Annotated in this window: 10 protein-coding genes; 3 read left to right on the top strand and 7 right to left on the bottom strand. The window is 55.7% G+C overall.

Going from position 1 to position 17733, the window contains the following annotated elements; all coding sequences use genetic code 11:
• Positions 1-137: 137 nt before the first annotated feature.
• Positions 138-2096, top strand: a complete 1959-nt coding sequence (locus IEW06_RS17475; RefSeq protein WP_229743160.1) for a DUF4394 domain-containing protein — start codon at positions 138-140, stop codon at positions 2094-2096.
• A gap of 88 nt (positions 2097-2184) precedes the next feature.
• On the opposite strand, the gene cfa is transcribed toward IEW06_RS17475, so the two are convergent.
• Complete coding sequence (gene cfa / locus IEW06_RS17480) at positions 2185-3306, bottom strand: cyclopropane fatty acyl phospholipid synthase (protein ID WP_187731573.1); 1122 nt, start codon at positions 3304-3306, stop codon at positions 2185-2187.
• Between the two features lie 193 nt (positions 3307-3499).
• Between cfa and IEW06_RS17485 the strand changes: the two genes are divergently transcribed.
• Positions 3500-4036, top strand: a complete 537-nt coding sequence (locus IEW06_RS17485; RefSeq protein WP_188548665.1) for an MOSC domain-containing protein — start codon at positions 3500-3502, stop codon at positions 4034-4036.
• A 3-nt stretch (positions 4037-4039) separates the two neighbouring features.
• Here the strand turns inward: IEW06_RS17485 and IEW06_RS17490 are convergent, their stop codons facing one another.
• From IEW06_RS17490 to IEW06_RS17515, 6 genes are all read right to left on the bottom strand, one after another.
• Positions 4040-5929, bottom strand: coding sequence for a CocE/NonD family hydrolase (locus IEW06_RS17490; RefSeq protein WP_229743161.1), 1890 nt, complete (start codon positions 5927-5929; stop codon positions 4040-4042).
• Positions 5930-6187: 258 nt separating this feature from the next.
• Positions 6188-8812 (bottom strand): MGH1-like glycoside hydrolase domain-containing protein, encoded by a 2625-nt coding sequence (locus IEW06_RS17495; protein WP_188548666.1) that lies wholly within the window; start codon positions 8810-8812, stop codon positions 6188-6190.
• A 292-nt stretch (positions 8813-9104) separates the two neighbouring features.
• Positions 9105-9920, bottom strand: a complete 816-nt coding sequence (locus tag IEW06_RS17500; RefSeq protein ID WP_187731572.1) for an SDR family oxidoreductase — start codon at positions 9918-9920, stop codon at positions 9105-9107.
• Between the two features lie 170 nt (positions 9921-10090).
• Positions 10091-11527 (bottom strand): RtcB family protein, encoded by a 1437-nt coding sequence (locus IEW06_RS17505; RefSeq protein ID WP_187731571.1) that lies wholly within the window; start codon positions 11525-11527, stop codon positions 10091-10093.
• 371 nt (positions 11528-11898) lie between these two features.
• Positions 11899-13299, bottom strand: coding sequence for an RtcB family protein (locus IEW06_RS17510; RefSeq protein WP_187731570.1), 1401 nt, complete (start codon positions 13297-13299; stop codon positions 11899-11901).
• Positions 13300-14472: 1173 nt separating this feature from the next.
• Positions 14473-15999 (bottom strand): TROVE domain-containing protein, encoded by a 1527-nt coding sequence (locus tag IEW06_RS17515; RefSeq protein WP_187731569.1) that lies wholly within the window; start codon positions 15997-15999, stop codon positions 14473-14475.
• A 782-nt stretch (positions 16000-16781) separates the two neighbouring features.
• On the opposite strand from IEW06_RS17515, the gene IEW06_RS17520 reads away from it, so the two are divergent.
• A complete protein-coding gene (locus IEW06_RS17520) occupies positions 16782-17699 on the top strand; it encodes a histone deacetylase family protein (protein WP_187731568.1) in 918 nt (305 codons plus the stop codon).
• Positions 17700-17733 lie beyond the last annotated feature (34 nt).

Raw genomic sequence — 17733 nt, forward strand, 5'->3', positions numbered from 1 at the left:
GCTTAAACGGTATTATAATTTCCATTTTTAAAACCCTTAGTCGAATGCAATTAACCATACTCTCTCCCTCCTTCGGTAAAGCTACCCGCCGTGCATCCTGGCTAGCAGGGGCTACGCTAGGCTTATGCCTTAGCGCTATGGCACCAGCAATGGCCCAAACGCTCCCTCCCCTGGCCGGGCAGCTTATGTATGCCACGCAGGTGGTTGGCACTGTTACGAACTTGGTGTCCTTTGACGAAATGGCACCTGCTACCCTCCGCTCAACCGCTCCCATTACAGGCATAGCGACTGGTCAGATAATCGTAGGTATGGACGTTCGTCCTCGCACGGGTCAGCTATACGCGTTGGCTTATAATGCTGCGCTAACTGCTGCCAATGCGCGCCTGTACACCATCAACCCTACTACCGCCGTTGCGACCCCCGTAGGTGCCGCTGCCATAGACTTAGAATTGGGCGCAGCTACGGCGCGTATCGGCATAGACTTCAATCCCCTTGTTGACCTTCTGCGCGTAGTAAGCACGAACAGAGCTAACTACCGCCTCAACCCTACGGATGGTACCGTAGTGGATGCTGACCCCGCTACTGCCGGCATTCAGCGCGATGGTGACTTAACTATCACGGGATCAAGTGGTGTGGTTCCGACTATTTCGGCCGCTGCCTACTCCAACAATTTCTTCGGCACTGGCAACTCATCGCTAGCTGTATATGATGAGGCTCTAAATCAATTCTTTTATCAGTCGCCAGCTAATGCCGGAGTGTTAACGCCTGTTGGTATCTTATCGGGCATTACAGTGAACCGTAACTCCGGTATCAGCCTGGATATCAATTCAGTAAGATCAGGTGAAGACCTGGTACTACTGGCCGCCGCTACAGGTACCAGCACGAATACCCAGTTATTCGAAATCAATTTGGGCTCGGGGGTTGCTACCCTACGAGGTACGCTTGGCAATGGCTTATCCATCAGCAACGTTACGTTTGCTACGTTCGCCGTTGACCCAGTGTCGCCACCGGCTGCACTCACGGGCCAACTGATGTTTGCACTGACGGGAAGCAATTTAATTTCCTTCGACTCGAGCAATCCTCGCGTTATTCGCACTTCAACGCCTGTCACCAACTTAGCCGCTGGCCAGACCCTAGTGGGACTTGATTTCCGGCCAGCTACCGGCGAGCTATTCGCTCTTGGTTACAACGCCACTGCTGCTGCTCCTACCGCAAATGCCCAGCTCTATACTATAAACCCTGGCACGGGTGCTCTTACGGCTGTAGGCGCTGCCCAGCGCTTAGAGCTTGGGGATGCAGCAGCCCGCGTTGGCTTTGACTTTAACCCTGTTGCTGACCGGATCCGGGTGGTAAGCACTAATAACAAGAACTACCGCCTCAACCCTACGAATGGGGCAATAGCAGCGACCGACCCCGATTTGAACCCTGCTGGCGGGGTTATCTCATCGGCGGCCTATACCAATAGCGGCCCAGGCGCTGCGCCTGCAACTACTGCTCTTTACAACTACAATGCAGCCAACAATCAGCTTGTTCAGCAAGCCGACGCCAACGCTGGTACGTTCGCGACGGTAGGCGCCTCCGGTATTACCGTAAATGCGGCAGCTGGCGTTGATTTCGATATCTACTTCGATCCAGCTGCCCCTGCCGCTACTCAGAACAAGGCTTTCCTGGTAGCCAGCACGGGTACCGGAAATTTTGTTAATAGCGACAGACTATATACTGTAAATTTGACGACAGGCGCGGCCACCGAAGTGGAAATTATTGGTACCGGCATGCCTATCACGGGCGTATCAGCACTGATTTCGGGTACTGTTCTATCCAGTAACAAGGCTTCGGCCAAAGTTAGCGCGCAGGTAGATGTGTACCCAAACCCAGCTACCGGCGAGGTGTCCATCAATATGCCCGCTTCTTTGCTTAAGCAGTCGGTGCAGGCTACGCTTGTTAATGCTTTAGGTCAGTCGGTATTAAGCCGTACCCTTTCCGCCCGCGACGGCGTCACGCAGCGTCTCTCGCTTACCAATGTGGCGAAAGGCATTTACATGCTTCAGCTTTCAACTCCTGAAGGCGTAGTAACGAAGCGACTGATGGTTCGCTAACACAAAGTACATCACTAAAAAAAGCCCCCCAGTGCTGCTGGGGGGCTTTTTTGTTTACGCTATTTTAAACTCTAGCATTATATCAGGCTCAGCGTACCGACTCATAGCCTCCCAGCAGGCCGCGTTTGGAAAGCACCATTTGCCAGAGCTGGTTGTGGCGCGCACGGAAAGACGCAGCGCTGGACAGTAAATAATACTTCCACATCCGATAAAACCGGTCGCCGTAGGTAGGCTGCAACTGGCCCCAGCTCTGGTCAAAATTCTTAAACCAAGCCAGCAGCGTATAGTCGTAGTACACGCTGAAGTTGTGGCAATCTTCGAGTACAAAGAGATGCTCCATTGCTCCGCCAAGCTGCTTGATAGAAGGCAGAAGGCAATTGGGGAAAATATACTTATTCGTGAACGGGTCGGCGGAGGTGCGGGAGTAAGCCATGCCAATGGTGTGCAGCAGAAACAGGCCATCATCCTTAAGGCAGTTCGCGGCCGTGCGCATGTAGGTGCGGTAGTTGCGGTGACCTACGTGCTCGGCCATCCCCACCGACACTATGTGGTCGAACTTCTCGCGCACGTCGCGGTAGTCTTGCAAGCGTATTTCGATGGGTAGGCCTTTGCACAGCTCCTGCGCCAGCTTTACCTGCTCGCGGGCTACCGTCACGCCTACTACTTCTACGTCGTAGCGCTCGGCGGCAAACTTGGCGAAGCTGCCCCAGCCGCAGCCAATATCGAGCACCCGTTGGCCGGGCTTCAGGTATAATTTGCGGCAAATCAGGTCCAGCTTGTTTTCCTGCGCCTGATCGAGGTTGTCGGCATTCTTCCAGTAGCCGCAGCTGTAGGTCATGCGCTTATCTAGCATCAACTCGTACAGGTTGTTGCCGATATCGTAGTGGCGCTGGGCGTTGCGAGCGGCTTTATCCTTGGCCTGGCGATTGAAAATTTGCGTGAGCAGCACCTCCAGTATGCTTTTCCAGCCCAGCCGGGCCGTTTTGTACAGATCAGCCCGCAGCGCCCGGAATATAAACTCGTCTATCTGCTCACAGTCCCACCACCCGTCCATGTACGATTCGCCCAGCCCCAGCGTACCCTGGCTTAGCACCCGCTGATAAAACCGGTCGTTGTGGATTTGCAAATCCCAGGGCTGCGAACCATTCACCTGTATGCCCGCCGGAGCAAGAATCTGGGCTACGTTTTGTTGTAATTGCTGTGCCTTCATTCGCGGATCGTATATGTCAGCTGCTCTTACAATAAGGCTATAATTAAATTAATTATTACAATAATAAAATATATTCTCCCTCCGACTTAAGCAGAGAAGCCGATGTTAAGCCTATCAGCGGGGCACCCCGCACGTAAGCTGCATCATTGGTCAGCGTTACTTTTGCAATCACAAGCACATTAACTCCTATAAGATGCCTTTCCCTTTTTTCGGCGACGATAAATCGACCATTGCCCGACTGCTGTCCACGTTGCCCCAAACCGGTCGCGTTGAGTGGATCGGGATCCGGCCGGTGCGGCGCGAACCATTAGTATCGCTGCCCGAGGTAGAAGTACTGACAGATAAGCACCTGCGCGGCGACCACGCCCGGCCCAAGCCCGGCGGCAAGCGGCAGGTTACGCTCATTCAGCATGAGCACTTATCGGCCGTGGGGGGCTTTTTGGGGCTCGATGGTCCTGTAGAGCCGGGCCGGCTGCGCCGTAATCTGGTGGTGAGTGGCCTGAACCTGCTGGCGCTGAAAAACCGCCAGGTGCAGCTAGGCGAAGAGGTAATTCTGGAAATAACCGGCGAGTGCCACCCCTGCTCACGCATGGAAGAAGAGCTAGGGCCCGGCGGCTACAACGCCATGCGCGGACACGGCGGCCTCACGGCCCGCATCATCCGTGGGGGGCAAATTCGGGTGGGCGACGTGGTGCGCGTGCTCGAATCGGCTACTTCAGCTCCGGCATAGCGGCTACTGCTTCGTCACTTTCAGGCCCGATGGGTGTTGGGCATCATGGTACAAGCGCAGGGTGGCCTTCACAAAATCTTTCTCCTCGGCTTCCGAGATATCCACAAACGTCTGCGGGTTGCGGTCGACGAGCGGAAACCAGGAGCTTTGCACCTGTACCATCAGGCGGTGGCCTTTTTTGAAGGTGTGCAGCACGCCGGGCAGCTCGTATTTCACTTCCGCCACCTGACCCGGCTGAAACGGCTCCGGCTTCTCAAAGCTGTTGCGAAAACGCCCCCTGATCACCTCCGCGCGCACCAGACGCTGGTAGCCAGCCATCTGGAGATTTTTCGGATTGGGCTCGGGGCTGCGGGCCGTATCGGGGAACACGTCGATGAGCTTAACCACGAAGTCGGCGTCGGTGCCGGTGGTAGCTACGAATAGGTCGGCGGTGAGCGGCCCAGCCAGGGTTAAGTCTTCGGTGAGCGGCAGGGTTTGGAAGACCAGTACATCGGGCCGGCGAGCGGCGAAGCGCTGATCCTCGATCATGTATTCGTTGTTGCGACGCGCAAAAATACCATCGGTGTAAGGCACTGGTTTACTGGGGTCGCTCACGTACTCGGCGAAGCTTTCCGAAGCGGTAGCGGCCGAGAATGTAAGCCCACCGTTAGGCTGAAAGAACAGCGTTTGGGCTTGGGTAGCGGCCGGTGGCCACTGCTCAAACGTCTTCCACTCATTCGTACCGGTGTTAAATATTGTGGCCTCAGCCTGCGTGAATTTGCCTTTGTCCTTGAGGTAGGCGTTGAAAAATTTCAACTCTATATCTTCCTGAAAATACTTGGCCGTGTTGCTGCCAAAGCGCAGCGGCCCAAACTGGCTCCACTCCCCCCGCGACCATGCACCATGAGTCCAGGGGCCCATCACCAGGCGGCTGTTGTTTCTGGGGTTTTGCTCCTCAATGGCTTTATAGGTATTGAGCGCTCCAAACAAATCCTCAGCGTCAAAAAAGCCCCCCACAACCAGAACCGCGGGCTTTACATTTTTCAGAGCCGTTCGGATGTTGCGAGCCTGCCAGTAGGCATCATACGTATCGTGCTCCTGGTACTCATTCCAGATCTTAGCCTTGTTATTAAAATACTGCGGTGCGTTGGCGTTTTTGATGGGGCCTAAGTCGAGGAAAAACTGGTATACATCCTTTGCCTTGAAAGGGAAAAACGACTTATACTCCTCTACTGGCCCGGTGCGCGGCGCATCGAAATAATTGGTGAATGAGAAGTTATCAAGCAGAAAAAAAGCTCCGTTGTGGCGGGCGTCGTCGCCAATAAATTCATCCGTCACCGGGGCCTGCGGCGACACGGCTTTCAGGGCCGGATGCGCGTCGGGCAAAGCGGCTGTGGCGTAGAAACCGGGATAGGAAATGCCCGTGATGCCGGCGCGTCCGTTGTTGCCGGGCACGTTCTTGAGCAGCCACTCAATGGTGTCGTAAGTATCTGAGCTTTCGTCAGTTTGCTTTGTTTTGTTGCCCGGTATGTTGGGCGTTACTTCTTCAAACTGGCCCTCGCTTTTGTAGCGTCCGCGCACATCCTGATACACGAAAATGTATTTCTCCTGCGACAATGCCCGGCTTGTGCCAGGGCCGGTTTTGGGGTAATTCGTTTCGCCGTATGGCGCGGCCGAATAAGGCGTGCGCTCCAGCAGAAACGGATACCGGTTTTTCTTCGTCGCGTCGGTGGGCACGTAGATGACCGTGTACAGTTTCACTCCATCACGCATCGGAATGAGGCGGTCGAGCTTGCGGTAATTCTGGCGGACGAAAATGGAATCCTGGGGGGCATTTTGCTGGGCTTGAGCCGAAGGCGCAGCAAAGAAGAAAAGGCTAGCCAGGCAAGCGGCAGCGGCGCTAAAACGGAGCATCTTAGAAAGCAGGTGAAACGGAGAAATGCGGTTTCAATAGTAGGCAATAAAATGTTCAACAGGTGCCTGACATCGTCTTGGATCACTTTCTTGATGCTTGCTCTGATAACAAACCTCTATAAACGGTCATGCAGAGCGGCAGCGAAGCATCTCGCTCGCGGTCGTTAGATTACTAATCCCACTACCGCGAGCGAGATGCTTCGGCTCCGCCTCTGCATGACGGTTGGTGAGTTAATCCAGTAATCACTACTGAACGTCTTAAGACTGGGGCTGCAACAGGCGCACAATTAGGCCAGTCCAGCCGGTTTGGTGGTTGGCGCCCATGCCGTGGCCGTCGTCACCGTGGAAGTATTCGTGAAAGAGAAGGTTGTCTTTAAAATGCGGATCGGTTTGCAGCAGCTCGGAGGGGCCGAATGCAGGTCGGTGGCCGTTTTTATCTTTTAGAAACAGCTTGGTCAGGCGCTCAGACAACGCGGCGGCAATATCGCGGAGGTTGCGCAGCTCGCCGGAGCCCGTTGGGTATTCTACTTTCAGAGAGTCTCCGTAGTAGGTATAAAACTTCTCCAACGACTCGATAATCAGGTAGTTAATCGGAAACCAGATAGGTCCGCGCCAGTTGGAGTTGCCACCGAACATGCTGGACTCTGCCTCCCCCGGCACGTAGCTAACAATGAAGTTGGCTTCGGGCGTGGGGAACACATAGGGATTCTTCAGATGATAGCGCGACATAGCCCTCACTCCAAATTCTGATAGGAATTCAGCTTCATCCAGCATGCGGCGGAGCAAGCACTTAAGGCGATGACTGCGTAGCAAAGACAGCAGATGTCGGTCGCCCTTTCCTGGCTCCAACCACCGCGATACAAGCTCAGCCAGTTGGGGCCGATTGTCGAGCATCCAGCGAAGACGGCGCGTGAAATCGGGCATAGCCTTCAGCAGCTCATCTTCCAGCACTTCTACTGCAAATAAAGGAATCAAACCCACAATAGAACGCACTTTGAGCTTGGTGCGCGTATTATCAGGCGTGTGGAGCACGTCGTAGTAAAATTCGTCCTCCTCGTCCCACAAGTTGAAAGCGCCGTCGCCGCTCCGGGTCATGGCCTCCACGATGTAGAGGAAGTGCTCGAAGAATTTGCTGGCGATATCCTGGTATACGAGGTTTGTCTGGGCCAGCTCCAGGGCGATGCGCATAAGGTTGAGCGCGTACATAGCCATCCAGCTGGTGCCATCCGATTGCTCGATGGTGCCGCCGGTGGGCAGCGGGGCCGAGCGGTCGAACACCCCGATGTTATCGAGTCCCAAAAAGCCCCCCTCAAAGATATTGCGGTTGCTTTTGTCCTTGTGGTTTACCCACCAAGTAAAGTTGAGCGTCAGCTTATGATACACCGACTCCAGAAAGTGGGTGTCGCCTTTACCTCCGTTCTGCTCTTTATCCATCTGATATACGCGCCAGGTGGCCCAGGCGTGTACGGGCGGGTTCACGTCGCTCAGGTTCCACTCGTAGGCCGGCAGCTGGCCGTTGGGGTGCATATACCAGTCGCGGGTGAGCAGGCGCAGCTGGTGCTTGGCAAACTGCGCATCGACCATGGCCAGCGGGATGCAATGGAAAGCGAGGTCCCAGGCCGCATACCACGGGTACTCCCACTTGTCGGGCATCGAGATGATGTCGTCGTTGTAGAGGTGGCGCCAGTTGCTGTTGCGGCCCGTGCGCCGCTCATTGGGCGGCGCTTGCATCAGTGGGTCGCCGTCGATCCACTGAGCCATATCATAGTAGTAGAACTGCTTGCTCCAGAGCATGCCAGCAAAGGCCTGCCGCTGAATGTTGCGCGCATCGGGCTCCTTCACTTTCTCTTGCACAACGTCATAAAACTCATCGGCCTCCTGCTGACGGGTAGCAAATATTTCGGCAAAATCAGCGAATGGAGCATCCAGCGTGGCCTGGCTCAGGCGCAGGCGCACCGACCGCGATTCGCCCGGCGGGATGTGCAGCGTGTATTGGGCGGCGGCTTTGGTGCCGGTCTGCGATGGGTTAATGGCGTTTAGCTTGCCATCGACGACGAAATTATTGATGCCATCTTTAAAGAATAAGCCATCGGCCGGCAGGTTGTAAAGCCGTTCGCCATTCGTGTCGTTGTCGCAGAAAAGTAAGGGCGGATTCTGGTCGCAATAGAGTTGGTAGGTACCCATCTCTTTATGCGCAATCCGCACGAGGCTGGGCTCAGGCGTGCTTAGCTCCGGCCGGTAAGAGTCGTGGCCCCACGACCAGGTATTGCGAAACCACACCTGCGGCAGCACCATGATGGGGGCCAATTTTGCCCCCCGGTTGTGCACCGTTATCTGAATCAGAATGTCATCGATTCCTGCCTTCGCATATTCGATATACACATCGAAGTAGCGGTTATCGTCGAAGATGCCGGTATCGTGCAGCTCGTATTCGGGCTGTTCGCGAGTGCGCTTGGCACTTTCCTGAACCAGATTCACGTACGGAAACTCCTGTTGCGGATACTTGTACAGCATCTTCATATAGGAGTGCGTGGGCGTGCTGTCGAGGTAGTAATAATACTCCTTCACGTCCTCGCCGTGATTGCCCTGGCCGTTGGTCAGGCCAAACAGGCGCTCCTTCAGAATGCCATCGGCCCCATTCCAGAGCGCCACCGAAAAGCACAGGCGCTGGCGGTGGTCAGAAATGCCCCCCAGCCCCTCTTCGCCCCAGCGGTAGGCGTAGCTGCGGGCCAGGTCGTGGGTGATGTACTCCCAGGCGTTGCCACTGGCGCTGTAGTCTTCGCGTACGGTGCCCCACTGCCGCTCCGTGAGGTAAGGACCAAACTTCTTCCAGACAGTATTTTGAGCGTTTGATTCAGCTAAGCGTAGTTGTTCTTGCGTCATTATGAATGATAAATGCAGTGTGACGCCTTGCTTGAGTAATATTTGGAGGGCGGACAAGCTCCCCTCCTTTGAAGTAAGAAGGGGGATGGTTTGGCGAAGCCAAAGCTGGGGTGGTTGCGTCGTTGTTTAGTTGAACGACGGGCCACGAACAACGCTGGGGGGCTTTTTTGTAACACTATTTTAATCAACATCAGCAACGACCGCAACCACCCCCGTTTCAGCTACGCTGAAACATCCCCTCCTTAGTAAGGAGGGGAGCTCGTTGTTTATCTCTTTCCACCAAGCAAAGCGTTCACCCGTTGTCGGCAAAGCCCGGATACAAGGTCATACCACCATCTACGTACAGGGTGGTTCCATGGACATAATCAGCCTCATCGGAGGCAAGCCAGGCGGCTACCCGCCCAATATCCTCCACCTCCCCAATGCGGCCGTAGGGAATAAGCTCCAGCAGCTTATTGGCCGCTTCGGGCGTTTCCCAGGCTTCGTTGTTGATGGGCGTTTTGATGGCACCCGGCGCGATGCTGTTCACCCGGATTTTGTGCGGAGCCAGCTCCTGAGCCATGCTTTTCATGAGTAGCATCAGGCCACCCTTGGAAGCGGCGTAGTTTACGTGACCCGCCCACGGAATAGTTTCGTGCACCGAGCTCATGCAGATAATCTTGCCGGCCGCCCTGGATATGTCCTGCTGCACGCCGCGCTTGATAAACTCCCGCGCCGCCTCGCGGGCACACAGAAACTGGCCCGTCAGGTTCACGTCAATCACCTTTTGCCATTGCTCCAGGGTCATGTCGACCAGCGTCGCGTCCTGCTGAATACCGGAGTTGGCAACCAGAATGTGAAGCGTGCCAAACTGCTGGATGGTCTGCCGAAACATCGCCTGCACCTGGTCTTCCTTGCTTACATCGGCTTTGATGGCTACGGCATTGCCGCCGTTCTCTTTTATTCGCGTTACTACTTTCTCCGCCTCTTCGGCATCGCTATGGTAGTTGACCACAACGGTTGCGCCCGCCTCGGCCAGTGCCACGGCTACACCCGTTCCAATACCGGAGCTGGCGCCGGTTACGAGCGCTACTTGATTAGTTAAGCGTTTGGTAGAAGATGAAGACATAAGAGTACGTATGGAGTAAAGCTTAGAGAGCGTGGCGCGGCAGGAAGCTGGTCACACAAAGGCAAGTTCAGCGGTACTCGATTTTTGGGGCTGGGGTTGCTACGGAGGAGGTTGAAAGATGCTGATAGTTATTGCGAAAAGCTTCATTTGCTATCAAAAAAGCCCCCCAGCTACTCCCCTCGTCCTTTTCCTCTGCTTCCGCCCGCATCCATGCGCACTACTTTGGGCGTGAACGTACCCAGCACATCCACTAAGTCGCGCTGGTGGGCCATTACCTGGTGAATGTCTTTATAAGCACCGGGCGCTTCGTCGAGGCCGCCGCCGATAAGCTCTATACCGTGGTCGCGCAGCTGGCGGCGCATGTCGCCTTCCCCTATTTGGGCTTTGGCCTGGGTGCGACTGAGGCGGCGCCCGGCACCATGGGAAGCCGACTGAAGCGAGTCCCGCTCGCCTCGCCCGCGCACGATAAAGCCGGGAGCCGTCATGGAGCCCGGAATCACGCCGAGCACGCCTTTGCCGGCCGGCGTGGCGCCCTTGCGGTGCACAATGGCTTCGCGGCCATCGGGTAGCGTTTCCTTCCAGGCAAAGTTGTGATGATTCTCGACTTGCGCCAACGGCTGATTACCCAGGGCTTTGCTGAGGCGGCGGTGAATATCGTGGTGGCAGGCCGACGCGTAGTCGCCCGCCAAGTTCATGGCGCGCCAGTACTCCTGCCCTTCTTGCGAATCCAACGAAAGCCACGCCAAATGCCTCGCTTGCGGTGGCAGGGGGCATTTTTCCATGGCTACTTTGGTGAAATGCTGAGCCACGGCCGCCCCTAAGCCCCGCGAGCCGCTGTGCGACAACAAGCCCACGTATTGCCCCACCGGCACACCCATCTCATTGTTCGGGTCGGTAATATCAACCAAGCCAAACTCCACAAAGTGGTTGCCGGAGCCGGAGCTGCCAATCTGGGCCATGGCTGAATCGCGCTTGTGCCGCACCACCCCGATTTCGCGAAACTCTGGCCGCTCGAAAATGGGGTCGTCGGTGAAAGGCTTCTTGAACACTTCCTTGTTGCCAAACTTGGTGTGCTCCAGCAACAATTTGCGCAAATCCTGACTATGCTTACCAAGGTAGCTGGCCGGCATGTCGAAGATAGACAGGGCCATGCGGCAGCCAATGTCCATGCCCACCCCGTAGGGAATCACTGCATTATCTACCGCCAACACGCCCCCGATGGGCAGACCGTAGCCCTGGTGAGCATCGGGCATGAGGGCCCCATCAATGGTCACGGGAAGCTGCATGGCGGTATCCATCTGCTTGTGGGCGCCGTCTTCAATGAAGGCCTCGCCGTAGCGGCGGTAGTCTTTTATTTCAGGATTGAGGGCCACATCGCGCGAGGGCTGGGGCACGAGTTGCTCAGCCAGAGGTCGCCAGTTTTCGTCACGCAGGTATTTGAACGGGTCGTTTTTTATTTCCTGTAGCAAGGCCTGTGCGCTGCCCTTATCGAGGCGACGCAGCTCGCGCTGGTCCAGAATATCGAGGGCGAGGCTGATGTGCTGGTCGTTGGTAAAGCCGATTTGGCGCAGGTCTTTGCTGTGAAGCTTATTGGTTGCTTTGGCCATGATGCCTGGAGTTGGGTGGTACCGGGTTGTAGCGCTGATTGGTGGTGATAGGTTATGGACGAGGTTAGATTGGTGAGGTTGATATAGCAGGTTTTGTGCTTGTAAGAACGTCATGCAGAACGGAGTGAAGCATCTCGCGTGCTGATGTAGGAGTACTAACTATTTTGAATCAGACGGTCATGCTGAGCTTGTCGAAGCATCTCTACCGCTTCGTTGAGTTTACCATTGCGTAGAGATGCTTCGTCAAACTCAGCATGACAGTTACTAATCCTGCGTTAGCACGCGAGATGCTTCGCTACCGCTCTGCATGATCGCCTTTTTCTTTTTATAAAAAAGCCCCCCGAAAACTTCTGGGGGGCTTTTTACTTCTTTTATGCGCCATCCATGCGCACAATTTTCGGGGTGAAGGAGCCGAGCACGTCCACTAGCTCCTGCTGGCTCTGCATCACGGCTCGGATGTCTTTGTAGGCCATAGGCGCTTCGTCGAGGCCGCCGCCTTGCAGCACTACGCCGTGGTCGGTGAGGTGCTGGCGCACCGCCGACTCGCTTAGCTCCTGCTTGGCCCGCGTGCGGGACATGAGGCGGCCGGCCCCGTGCGAGGCCGAACCTAAGGAATCGGCCACACCCCGACCACGCACGATAAAGCCAGGGGCCGTCATCGAGCCCGGAATCACGCCGAGTACGCCTTTGCCGGCCGGCGTGGCGCCCTTGCGGTGCACAATGGCTTCGCGGCCATCGGCTAGCGTTTCGCGCCAGGCGAAGTTGTGGTGGTTTTCCACTTTAGCCAAGGGCCGCTCGCCCAGGGCTTTGGCCATCCGCTGGTGAATGTGCTCGTGACAGGCCGACGCGTAAGCGCCCGCCAAGTTCATAGCCGCCCAGTATTCTTGCCCGAGTTCCCCGTCGAGGGAAAGCCAGGCTAAGTGCTTGGCTTCGTTGGGCAGCTGGCAGTTTTCCATGGCCAGCTTGGTATAGTGATTGGCCACACTTGCGCCCAGTCCCCGCGAGCCGGAGTGCGACAACAAGCCCACATACTGGCCTACCGGTACGCCCATTTCGTTAGTCGGATCGGTGATGTCCACGATGCCGAATTCGACGAAGTGGTTGCCGGAACCCGACGTGCCGATTTGGTCAGCGGCGGTTGCCTGCTTGTTGCGCAGAAACGGAATGTCGCGAAACTCCTCCCGATCCAGCACTTCGTGGCCCATTTTTCGGCCGTGCTGAAAGCCAGTGCGGTTGCCGAAGCGCGTATTGTCCAGGAGCAGCTTTTGCAGCTCTTGTACACGCTGAGTGAGGTGCTTGGGGGGCAAATTATACACCGACAGCGCCATCCGGCAGCCAATGTCCACGCCCACGGCGTAGGGAATCACGGCGTTGTCGGTGGCCAGCACGCCGCCGATGGGCAGGCCGTAGCCATGGTGGGCGTCGGGCATAAGGGCGCCGGCCACCGTCACCGGCAGTTTCATGGCCGTGTCCATCTGGTGCAGGGCGCCGGCTTCAATGTGCTCGGCCCCGTAGAGGGCGTAAGGTTTGCGCGCCACCAATTCAATATGGCGCGAAGGTGGCGGAAGCAACGCGGCTGCCACGTAGCTCCAATCGAGGTGCGTAACAAAGTCCATGGGAGTAGTTAGAATTTGCTGTAAGAGCGTGAGTTGATTGGTAAGAGAAAGCCTCTTGAGATGCTTGCGCTGCAATTGAGCCAGCGCGAGACCGATGGCGCGGCCCTCGGGGAAGCCAAGCTGCCGGAGGTCGTTACCGCGTAATTGTTGGGCCATGAGTGGGTTAGCGAAGGAATACTTCGCCTTTGATTAGAAAGAATTGACGCGAACGGACTGTATTCCTCAGCTGAGAAAATAAGGCGCTCTAGAAAAGCTTACCGAAGCACGGAAACGGGTGAAAAAGCTGGGGAGCCTATGACAGGTTCGTTGAAAGCGAAGTAAGGCTACCCGACGACACCGTTTCCGGCTCGGCTCCTGCTGGGGCAATGAGGCGTGCAGCCACTGTGCTATGCTCTAACCGACTGAGCTACTGCTTAAATAGCAGGAAGGACTCGAACCTTCGACCTTAGCATTCTGGCGAAGTAAGGCTGCACTACGGCACCCATCAGGAAAACAAGCTGCTACCCAAGGCAACGAACGGCAGGCGTTGCCAACACCCTTTTGCAAGCGTGTCTCTTGCGACCGAAGCCACAAGTTGCGGGGGTTGAACCCGCTGATTCACAAGTGAATCTCACCGAAGTAGCGCCTTCCTACGGCACTTGGGTAGCAGGGATAATAACTCATTGGGGCAACAAGGCGCCCAGCCAACTGTCCTGCTCTAACCAACTGAGCTACCGCCAGCCCGAAGGCTGACGAGAGGGAATCGAACCCCCGACCCGGCGAATCTGAATCGAAGTAAGGCTAAGCTACGGCACCCAATGAGGTACTTTTATTTATACCAACCGGGGTAAAGAATGGGAAGCGCGGCCGAAACCATTCTGCTCTACCAACTGAGCTACTTTCGCCGTCTGAAGCGGTAGGCAAAAGGCAGGACTCGAACCTGCGACCCGAAGGAACACTACCCGACGACACCCGGCGGGATACAATAACCAAACCCAGCGGCAAGGGCAACAGCGGTAGGCGTATCTGGGTGGCCAAAAGCCCCCCAGCGGGACTCGAACCCTAACAGGTGGCCCGAAGGCCGCCTGATTCACCGACGAAGTAACGCCCATCTACGGCACCTTGCCTGTAGGTTGGTTTCCAAGTAGTCGGGAGCAGGCCTAACCCGTTTGGCTGTGCATTTAGGCCCCCGACTTTTGGGTTTAGTATTTGTGATTTTTAGTATTTGTGATTTAATTAGTTCGTCATGCAGAGCGCAGCGAAGCATCTCGCGTGTTTAGTAGGATTACTAACTCAACGTCAGCACGCAAGATGCTTCGCTCCGCTCTGCATGACCGCCATATTTAAGCGCTAGCCCAAATCAATTTTCTCTATTTCAGCCAAGGCCGATTCGCCGTTTTCCAAGGCTTGCAGCACATCGAACACTTTATCCGACCAACCCGCAATTAGGGCGACGCCGTGGCCGGCGCGCACCTCTAGGGGTGCCGTGCCGTGGCCGGCCAAGTCGAACAAGTACAGGCGAGCGTTGGGCGCTACGGTGCGGCGGTAGTCGATCCAGGCTCGGGCCAGTGTGTCACCGTCGCCGGTGCTGTTCCAGAGCTGTACGTCGGTGAAGATCATCACCTTATCTACCACTTCGCGGCGCTGCACCAAGTGACGTATAACCAAGTGGCCGTTGGTGCTGTAGCCTACCTCGCCTTCGCGGCGGTAGAACTCCTGCACATTTTGCAACACTCGGCCGCGGGGCAGGCTGATGCGCTTCCACGTATCACCGAACATGCCGGTAACTACGTGGCTGTATCGACTTTGCAACAGCATTCCGAGCACTAGGCCCACGTCGTAGAGCAGCACTTTGCTGCGCGCCGACACGGGTTGTTGCATCGAGCTCGACACGTCGCAGGCCACGAGTACGCGGGTGCTGGAGTCGAAGCCGCGCAGGTTGGCCGCGCTTTCGGCAATGGCCGTTTCCAGGGCTTCCAGCACCACCGCCACGTAGCCCGACTGTACGGTCAGGACCTCGCGGTAGGCGGCCAGGAAGCGGAAAGGCAACTGCTTAGAACGTGCCACCGCAAACCGATCGGTGAGGCGGGCACACACCTGCTCCACTGCCACTTCCGATACGTCGGCTTCGAGGATGTTGCGCAGGTTGCGGAGCAAGGCCATGTAGCCCAGCTTGCCGCTCCCAATCAACGTTTCCCAAGCCAACCGGAATGCTGCCTTACGGTCCGCAGCCGAAGCAAACTGCTGCTGCCCTAGGGCCGACAACTCGGTTTCCCAGGTGTAAGGCGTGGGCAACGTACCCTGCACGAGTTGGTCGAACAAGGTTTGCTGCTCCGCGTTTCGGGGCGTAGGGTGCACCAGAAACAAAGCGTCGCGGAGGCGCACTCGGCCGGCGCGGTCGTACTTTGCCAACTGGTAGCCATCGAAGCGATTGAAGGCCAGGGCCAAACCTTTCTGCAGCTGCTTAGAGAGACGGTTGAGGGTTTTTACCCCGTCGCGCTCATTGGCTTGGGCATAGAAGGCCAGCAACTCCGTGATTTCGTCGGCGCGCTGCACCACCCGAGCCACCAAGCGGCTTACTAGGTTGTCACCGCGGTGCAGGCGGGCCAGCTCCACGGTGAGCACCAACGGCACAGTGCGCAAGTACAGCTGCTCGCGGGCATACACTGCCAGACGTGCCACAAACGCAGGGTCGTTGCGGGCTACCAATTCGCGCAAGCGGAGCAAGCGAGTGTCGGCGGTTTCGTAGAACTGGTCGCTGAGAGCGGCAGTGGCTACGGCGGCGTACAACTCCAACTGGGGAGTGAGAGCGAAGCCCGCGGCGCCCTCGTGGTTACGGACGCTTTCGTTGCGGCGGAGAGTAAAGTTGAAGCGCATAATCGTGGATTTGTAGGAGTGAGATGTTTATTACCGCGGCGTTTTTATAAAATAACTATTGACCTTATTTTTGTAATAATACTCAAACAAAAAGCAGTTAATTACTTTATTTATTTCACAAATAGACACACTTCTTCCACCTTGAAAAATGATTTATTTTTCAGTTAAATAAGCATGAAAAAAGCCCAGCTTTGGGGGCCGGGCTTTTTTTCATGGAAGGGTTACGCAAGGATTATCTACGTAAAGTATCCAGGGAAAAAGCCCGGTCGCACCAATCTTGGAAACGGTTCTTTGACCGTTTATTCGGAGAGCAATGCAGGAAGGTGGGGCGTTGATAACGCATGACCGTGCGGGTGTAAACTGTTGTAAAACAAACAACCCGAACTATTTAGGTTCGGGTTGCGGAAGTATCAGAGGAGAATCTGCTACTTAGCTGTACCGAACCGCGCTGGAGTTCCGTGGCTCCATGGCGTCTTGCTTTGAAATAAAATTGGTGCAGCGTAGCATGGCGTTGTGTAGTTGATGGGACAAATATGCAGGGTTGATTTTATTCATGCAATAGGTAATGCATATATTTTTAAAATAAATTTTATCAGCGTCAACTATTGATTTACAAAACCTCATTTAAATCATTTTTAAGCGTGTTTTTCTAATTGTTTAGTTAAATAAATTTTTTATTAAGTAAAGATTAAACTACTTGATTCAGGTTGTTACTGACCCGAGCGCTCCTTATCGCGTTGTGCACGTATGTTCTGGTTCATTCTCATTCGCGTCCTTACCTTATGCCTTGCCTCGCTACTTCCGAACGCTACACGCTGGATTTGCCCCCCGGTCATCGGTTTCCGATTGCCAAATACGAGCTGATTCGGGAGCAGCTCCTGTGGCAAGGAATTGCCCCCCAGACCGACTTTTACGACCCTGGCCTCTGTGCCGAGGAGGATATACTGCGCGTGCACACCCAGGAGTACTGGCACAAAGTGCGTGACCAGCGCCTCTCCCCTGCTGAAGTACGACGACTAGGTTTGCCCCAGAGCGAGCAGCTAGTACGCCGCTCTTTGAGCAGCAGCGCTGGTACGCTACAGTCGGTGCGGCGCGCCCTAACTGACGGCGTGGCGCTGAATCTGGCGGGGGGCACTCACCACGCCTTCGCCGACCGGGGTGAGGGTTTTTGTGTGCTCAACGACATTGCTATTGCCGCGGCGCACTTGCTGCATTACGAGTTAGCGAAGCAAGTATTGGTGGTGGATCTGGACGTACACCAGGGCGACGGCACGGCCAGCATTTTTCAGCAGGAACCGCGGGTATTCACCTTTTCTATGCACGCGGGGGCCAATTATCCGCTGCGCAAGGAGAAATCGGACCTGGATGTGGAGTTGGCGCTGGGCACTTCTGATACCCAGTACCTTCAGCAGCTAACCTCTACTTTGCCCCGCCTGCTGGCCGAAGTTCAACCTGATTTCGTGTTTTTTCAGGCTGGCGTTGATGTATTGGCGACTGACAAGCTCGGCAAGCTAGCCCTGACGAAGGAGGGTTGCCGCCAGCGGGATGAGTTCGTACTGGAGCTTTGTCGAGAGAAGAACCTGCCGGTGGCCGTGAGTATGGGTGGCGGCTACTCCGAGCGAATCGGCGACATCGTGGATGCGCATTGCAATACGTTTCGGGTGGCGTATAAAGTGTGGAGTGAATCGACAAGCCTTTGAGCCGCTTCCTCGTCTCGCGCAAATATGAGTGGCT

The sequence above is a fragment of the Hymenobacter qilianensis genome (genome assembly GCF_014638675.1).
GTDB classification, from domain to species: Bacteria; Bacteroidota; Bacteroidia; order Cytophagales; family Hymenobacteraceae; genus Hymenobacter; species Hymenobacter qilianensis.

Bases quoted from the DNA above. Each gene is read 5' to 3' on its own strand.
- IEW06_RS17475 (WP_229743160.1), top strand. From the start codon at position 138: ATGGCACCAGCAATGGCCCAAACGCTCCCTCCCCTGGCCGGGCAGCTT.
- cfa (WP_187731573.1), bottom strand. From the start codon at position 3,306: ATGAAGGCACAGCAATTACAACAAAACGTAGCCCAGATTCTTGCTCCG.
- IEW06_RS17485 (WP_188548665.1), top strand. From the start codon at position 3,500: ATGCCTTTCCCTTTTTTCGGCGACGATAAATCGACCATTGCCCGACTG.
- IEW06_RS17490 (WP_229743161.1), bottom strand. From the start codon at position 5,929: ATGCTCCGTTTTAGCGCCGCTGCCGCTTGCCTGGCTAGCCTTTTCTTC.
- IEW06_RS17495 (WP_188548666.1), bottom strand. From the start codon at position 8,812: ATGACGCAAGAACAACTACGCTTAGCTGAATCAAACGCTCAAAATACT.
- IEW06_RS17500 (WP_187731572.1), bottom strand. From the start codon at position 9,920: ATGTCTTCATCTTCTACCAAACGCTTAACTAATCAAGTAGCGCTCGTA.
- IEW06_RS17505 (WP_187731571.1), bottom strand. From the start codon at position 11,527: ATGGCCAAAGCAACCAATAAGCTTCACAGCAAAGACCTGCGCCAAATC.
- IEW06_RS17510 (WP_187731570.1), bottom strand. From the start codon at position 13,299: ATGGCCCAACAATTACGCGGTAACGACCTCCGGCAGCTTGGCTTCCCC.
- IEW06_RS17515 (WP_187731569.1), bottom strand. From the start codon at position 15,999: ATGCGCTTCAACTTTACTCTCCGCCGCAACGAAAGCGTCCGTAACCAC.
- IEW06_RS17520 (WP_187731568.1), top strand. From the start codon at position 16,782: ATGCCTTGCCTCGCTACTTCCGAACGCTACACGCTGGATTTGCCCCCC.